The organism is Candidatus Protofrankia californiensis (genome assembly GCF_900634765.1).
Taxonomy (GTDB): domain Bacteria; phylum Actinomycetota; class Actinomycetes; order Frankiales; family Frankiaceae; genus Protofrankia; species Protofrankia californiensis.
On sequence record NZ_CAAAFT010000421.1, the window covers coordinates 4,038 to 9,896 of the forward strand.

At 68.5% G+C, this 5,859-nt stretch carries 5 protein-coding genes and 1 pseudogene; all 6 read left to right on the forward strand.

What is annotated here, in order from left to right:
- Positions 1-598: SDR family NAD(P)-dependent oxidoreductase (locus DD1DGNOD_RS21720; RefSeq protein ID WP_241255903.1), on the forward strand; the 598-nt coding region annotated here is incomplete at its 5' end.
- A 112-nt stretch (positions 599-710) separates the two neighbouring features.
- A complete protein-coding gene (locus DD1DGNOD_RS21725; RefSeq protein WP_131767308.1) occupies positions 711-1,169 on the forward strand; it encodes an ester cyclase in 459 nt (152 codons plus the stop codon).
- A complete protein-coding gene (locus DD1DGNOD_RS21730) occupies positions 1,166-1,642 on the forward strand; it encodes a nuclear transport factor 2 family protein (RefSeq protein ID WP_131767309.1) in 477 nt (158 codons plus the stop codon). The genes DD1DGNOD_RS21725 and DD1DGNOD_RS21730 overlap by 4 nt, the downstream gene beginning before the upstream one ends.
- A gap of 313 nt (positions 1,643-1,955) precedes the next feature.
- Complete coding sequence (locus DD1DGNOD_RS21735; protein WP_131770935.1) at positions 1,956-3,422, forward strand: acyl-CoA carboxylase subunit beta; 1,467 nt, start codon at positions 1,956-1,958, stop codon at positions 3,420-3,422.
- Between the two features lie 1,402 nt (positions 3,423-4,824).
- Positions 4,825-5,610 (forward strand): TetR/AcrR family transcriptional regulator, encoded by a 786-nt coding sequence (locus DD1DGNOD_RS21745; RefSeq protein ID WP_131767310.1) that lies wholly within the window; start codon positions 4,825-4,827, stop codon positions 5,608-5,610.
- Positions 5,607-5,859, forward strand: a pseudogene (locus tag DD1DGNOD_RS21750) (hypothetical protein); the annotation flags it as partial. The gene DD1DGNOD_RS21745 and the pseudogene DD1DGNOD_RS21750, both read left to right, overlap by 4 nt.

Genomic DNA, 5,859 nt, shown 5'->3' on the forward strand with positions numbered 1-5,859 from the left:
GACGAACGTCGAGGCGGTGCGGCTGGCCGTCAAGCACTTCGACCGCCTCGACGCGGCAGTCCTCAACGCCGGTATCGGCGGCGCGCCGCCGATCGAGGCCCCCGGGGCGATGGAGCAGCTCGACCGCATCCATGCAGTCAACGTGCGTGGCGCGGCCCTCGGCATCCGGGCGGCCGCCCCGGCGCTGCGGGCAGCGGGCGGCGGCGCCATCGTCGTGACGGCCTCCGGTGCCGGGCTGCGCGGCGATCCCTACACCTGGGCGTACAACGCCACGAAAGCGGCCGCGATCAACCTCGTGCGGGCGTCCGCGCTCGACTACGGCTACCAGGGCATCCGGATCAACGCGATCGCGCCGGGTATCACCCTCACGCCGCGCACGGCACCGGTGAAGCACGATCCGCGGCTGTTCACGAACATCAGCCGGCGGATCCCGCTGGGCCGCTGGGGTGATCCTCGCGAGCAGGCCCAGGTGATCTGGTTCCTCGCGACCCCCGAGTCCTCCTACATCACCGGAGCGGTGATCCCCAGCGACGGGGGCCTCACCGCGAGCAACGGCTTCCTGCTGCCGCCGACGTACGACGGTGAGCCGATGCAGTGACACCCGCCGGTGGGACGCCCGTTACATGCGGATCCGTCACAGGCGGATCCGCCGTGGACCCCCGTCCACGCCCATATGTCGCATTCATGGCATTCAGAAAAGGAAGCGATTTATGACCACTACCGATCATCTCGCCGGGACGGACACGGCCGTCGCGACGAGCAGCGTCGAGACGAACAAGACGGTCGCCCGACGTCTGTACGAGGAGGTCGTGAACGAGGGCCGGCTGGACCTGCTCGACGACCTGCTCGCCGAGGAGGCGAGCCGGCGCACCGGCGGCGGCACGTTCGGCCGCGACAGCTTCGCCAGCCACGTCACCGAACTGCGGGCGAACGTCACCGACCTGAAGGCCACCGTCACCAACCTCGTGGCCGAGGGTGACCGGGTCGTCGTCTTCTGGCGTATCCAGGGCATCCACTCCGGCGAGGTCTGGGGAGTGCCCGGCACCGGGAACACGATCGACGGCACCAGCATCAGCCTGATCACGTTCCGCGACAGCAAGGTCATCGACTACGTCGTCACCCCGGACCGGCTCACCATCCTGCAGCAGCTCGGCGCGATCCCGGCATGACGCGCAAGCTGTCGGCTGCCGACATCGCCGAGATCCACCAGACCATCGCGCTGATCGCGCACGTGTACGACAACCGTGAGCTCGACGCCCTGAACCTGGTCTTCACCGACGACGTCGAGCTCGAACTCGGCTACGGCGAGGGCGTCCACCTGCTCGGGATCGAGTCCGTACGGGAGCTGTTCAGCCAGCGGCAACCGGACGGGGCAGATCACCAGACCGTGAACACGCTGATCCTGACCGATCCGGACGGGACCGTGCGGACCCACAGCCGCTACATCGCGCTGCGGTCGGATGGAACGACCACCAACGGTGACTACCTGAGCGTCGTCGTGCCCACCGAGCGGGGCTGGCGGATCAGGTACTTCCGCAGCGTGCTGCGCTACCCCCTCGAGCCCGAGGCCGGCCCCCGGCCGACGGCGATCACGGACGAGTGGCGGCTGACCGCCGACCGCCTCCCGGTGATCGTTAACTGATCCTCACGGATCGTATCCAGCACGCCTCGCGCGGCCGGGCTCCGACCGGCGACGAGCTGTTCCCGGCCCGGAACGGGATCGGTCGCCCGAACCTCACGGGGCGTGCTGGGCAGATGTGTTCGCCGGTCGTCCGGCACGACCGCCGGCACGCCGGCGGACACGGCAACACCCGAACAAAAGCAACACCCGAACAAAGGCAGCCCGAACAGAGCAGGGCCATTGAGCCCCCCGTACTGCCGCCCCACACCGGGCTCACCGAATTCACCGGATTCAATTCACCGGATTCACCGGAGTTCACAGGAGGAGGCAGGAGATGACGGGATTGACGGTCCGTTCCGAGGCCGCTGTTCCCAGGATCGCCGTTCCCAGGACCGCCGCCGACAGCATCCAGGTCGATCATCGAACACCCGTGGTGCGGCTGTCGCGGCTGCTGGACGCGGACTCCGTGACTGCACTGCACCCCGACGACGACACCGGCGTCCACGCCGTCCGCGGCCGGATCGACGGTGCCGCCGTCGTCGCCTACTGCACCGATGCGACGGTGATGGGTGGCGCCCTCGGCCTGGGGGGTGCCCGGCACATCGTCGAGGCCATCGACACGGCGGTGCGCGAGGGCTGCCCGGTGATCGGCCTGTGGCATTCCGGCGGCGCCAGGCTCGCGGACGGGGTCGAGTCCCTCGACGGCGCCGGCCGGATGTTCGCGGCCATGACCCGGGCCTCGGGCAAGGTGCCGCAGATATCGGTGGTGCTGGGTCCGGCGGCCGGCGCCGCCGCCTACGGTCCCGCACTGACCGACATAGTGATCATGTCGACGTCCGGCCGGATCTTCGTGACCGGACCCGACGTCGTGCGCAGCGTGACCGGCGAGCAGATCGACATGGAGGGCCTCGGCGGAGTCGACGCGCATGGCCGCAAGTCCGGTGTCGCTCACGTGACCGTCGACACCGAGGACGACGCCTTCGTCCGGGCCTGCCGGATCACCGGACTGCTCACCCGGCCCGGACGCTTCGACCCGGACGCGGTGGACGACCACAAAGATCTTCGTGGGCTGCTGCCCGAGACAGCGCGGCGTGCCTACGACGTCCGCCCGCTGCTCCTGGAGATCCTCGACACCGCCGGGCCGTGGAACTCCTTCGAGGAGCTGCAGCCCCGGTGGGCGCCCAACATCGTGATCGGTCTCGGCCGCCTCGGCGGGCGCACGGTCGGTGTCATCGCCAACAACCCGATACGCAAGGGCGGCTGCCTGGATTCGCTGAGCGCGGAGAAGGCGGCCCGGTTCGTGCGCATGTGCAACGCCTTCGGCGTACCGCTGCTGGTCGTCGTCGATGTGCCGGGCTATCTTCCCGGGGTCGGGCAGGAATGGGACGGCGTGGTCCGGCGGGGCGCGAAGTTGCTGCACGCCTTCGCCGAGGCCGTGGTGCCCCGCGTCACCCTGATCACGCGGAAGTCCTACGGCGGGGCGTACATCGCCATGAACTCCCGCTCCCTCGGCGCCACAGCCGTCTACGCCTGGCCGCAGGCCGAGGTCGCCGTCATGGGGGCAGAGGCCGCCGTCGGGATCCTGCACCGCAAGAAGCTGGCCGCCGCCGACGGACACCGGGAGGAGCTGCGCGCGCAGCTCATCGCCGAACACGAACGGGTCGCCGGTGGCGTCGACCGCGCCATCTCCCTTGGTGTCGTCGACGAGGTCATCGACCCGGCCCACACCCGCCGCGCCCTCGTACAGACTTTCTCCACCGCGGACGAACGCCGGGGCGGCCACAGCAACATTCCGCTGTGACCTCTGTTGCCGGGCGCTCCAAGCCCTGCTGAGCACTGCTACAGCGACCCGGAGATCTGGGCCGCCGGACCTCCCAGATCGGCTTCCGGACCTCGAACGCGGAAGAAGCTCATTGCGAAACCGCGTTATCCGGTTGCACCGCCGCGTTCCGTGTCATCGCCGCATTGCCCACGGCGGTGACACGGAACGCCCGCGACGCCACACCGCGGTGCCTTTCGCACCGGCTTCCGGAAAATCCCTCGCACCGACTCCGGCGGACACCCTCCGGCAGGCCCGCTCCCGCCAGGAATTCCCCTGGAAAACATCCTCCTCGCAAACATGCTCCCGCAACGGCGGTCAGGGGAGCCAGTCAAGAGCGGTCAGGGCGGCGTGGCCGCCGCCCTTTCACTCCGCAGATCCCGATCAAGGAAAACCGGTTACCGGTTTTCCTACCGAGGCTTATTCAAAACTCCTATCCACATGACCCGGATCATGGCATTGCTGCAGGTCGGAGCACTGTCATGGATCCTTATCGGGGAGTTTTTAATAACTCTCACTGGTTTTCCGACCCGCCGAACGGCTGCCGCGGCCCACCGAGCGGTTCGGAAGGCTGCTCGAAGCCCCTCGTCTCGCCGCCCTGCTCCGCCTCGGCGGTCGGCTGCCCGCCTTCCGCCTCCGCGGCCGGCTGGGTGCCCTCCGCCTCGGCGGTCGGCTGTGCGCCCTCGCTCTCGGCCTGCGCGGGCTGAGTGGCCTGCGCGGCCTCCCGCCGTGACGCCGGCGAGTTCGCGCAGTCGTGTCTCGACGTAGGGCTCGGTGTGGTGCGACCTGTCCGCGATCCGCCGCACGAGGTCGTTGATGTTGGAGGCGGCATCCAGATCCGCTGTGCTGACCTGGACGAACCGGTCAAGAATCTGATGACGGATCTGCCCCCAGTTCTCCCGCAGTCGCTGCTCCAGCTCCTGTGCCTGCTGCTGCTCCATACGATCGCCTCCACATCGAGCCAGCTATTTGTAGTGATAAACCTACTTCGCTCCCGGGCAGAGTCAACCCGAGACGATAGATCCATCAATTCAGTGTTCTCGATGCGCTAATCGGTCCACTCCGTCGAAATACCCCGACAGGGTCCATGTCAGCCGCGGCGGATGTTTGGGAACAAGCCCATTGTTTTTCTGAACAAAAGGGATCCGCTCACCCCGGCGACGCCCCGACCATAGCCCATATCCGATCGGTCCGATCCTCATCGCACGAATTACGCCTGATTTCCATGGTTCGTTCACCATTTCCATGGCTCATCCACCGTTTCCACGGCTCGCGCCCGGCGAGGAGACGATCCCGCCGGATCGGATCTCGCCGGACCGCCGGAACCACGAGGAAGCGACAGCATGAGTTGACAGGGTTAAGTTAACGCTGGCAACCTTCGTCCATGGTCTCGACCGGACGGACGAGGGCCCGCCGGGGTGAGGGTGGCCGGCTGGCCGAAGAGATCCTGTTCGCGGCCGAGGCCCTGCTGGTCGAGGCCGAGGACGAACAGGCCGTCACCGTGCGCGCGGTCGCCCGCAGGGTGGGCGTGACGACCCCGTCGGTCTACCTGCACTATGCCGGCAAGGCCGCACTTCTGGACGCCGTGTGCCTGAAGGTCTGGGGGGACCTGGACGAGCGGCTGACCGCCGCCACGGCCGGCGCGACAGACCCGTTGGACGCCCTGCGGCGGTGCGGCATGGCATACGTACGGTTCGGGCTCGACCATCCCGTCCAGTACCGGCTGCTGATGATGGGTCGCCCTCTCACCCGCGGTGAGGGGCACACGGGCGTCCCAGCCGGAACAGCCAGAACAAACGGGGCAGTCGACACTGCCGGGGCAGTCGGAACAGCCGCGCAGACGACGGCCGCCCAGGCCGCGCTGGAGCAGATGACCCGTGTCGTCCGGGGCTGCGTGGACGCCGGGGTGTTCCACGGGGAGCCGTGCCCACTCGCGCTGAGCCTGTGGGCCGCCGTCCACGGCTGCGTGTCGCTGCTGCTGAGCAAACCCGACCTCGGATGGCCCCCGATCGAGGACTTCGTCGACCACACCGTGCGGATGGCGGGCCTCGGCTCCGCGTTGATCAGCCGCATCACCGTCCCCGGCGGCACCTACGACAGCGTGACCATCGCCGCCGAACTCGACAGGACCGCGGACCGCCTTCACCTCCACCGGCAGGAGCAGCAGTGAGCAACCCAGCGGTATCGACCACCACCGGCGAACCGTCGGCCGAGCCATCGCCCGAGCTACCGGTCGCACCGTCGGCCGAGCTATCGGCCGAACCATCGGTGCTATCGGTCGAGCCGTCGGTCGAACCATCGTCAGCCCCCACCGGGAAACTGTCGTCAGCCCCCACCGGCGAGGAGCAGACGCCCGACACCGGGCGTGCCCGCGCGGTCCTCGCCGTCACCTCGGTCGGCGTGTTCGTCGTCTTCCTGG

Bases quoted from the DNA above. Each gene is read 5' to 3' on its own strand.
- DD1DGNOD_RS21725 (WP_131767308.1), top strand. From the start codon at position 711: ATGACCACTACCGATCATCTCGCCGGGACGGACACGGCCGTCGCGACG.
- DD1DGNOD_RS21730 (WP_131767309.1), top strand. From the start codon at position 1,166: ATGACGCGCAAGCTGTCGGCTGCCGACATCGCCGAGATCCACCAGACC.
- DD1DGNOD_RS21735 (WP_131770935.1), top strand. From the start codon at position 1,956: ATGACGGGATTGACGGTCCGTTCCGAGGCCGCTGTTCCCAGGATCGCC.
- DD1DGNOD_RS21745 (WP_131767310.1), top strand. From the start codon at position 4,825: ATGGTCTCGACCGGACGGACGAGGGCCCGCCGGGGTGAGGGTGGCCGG.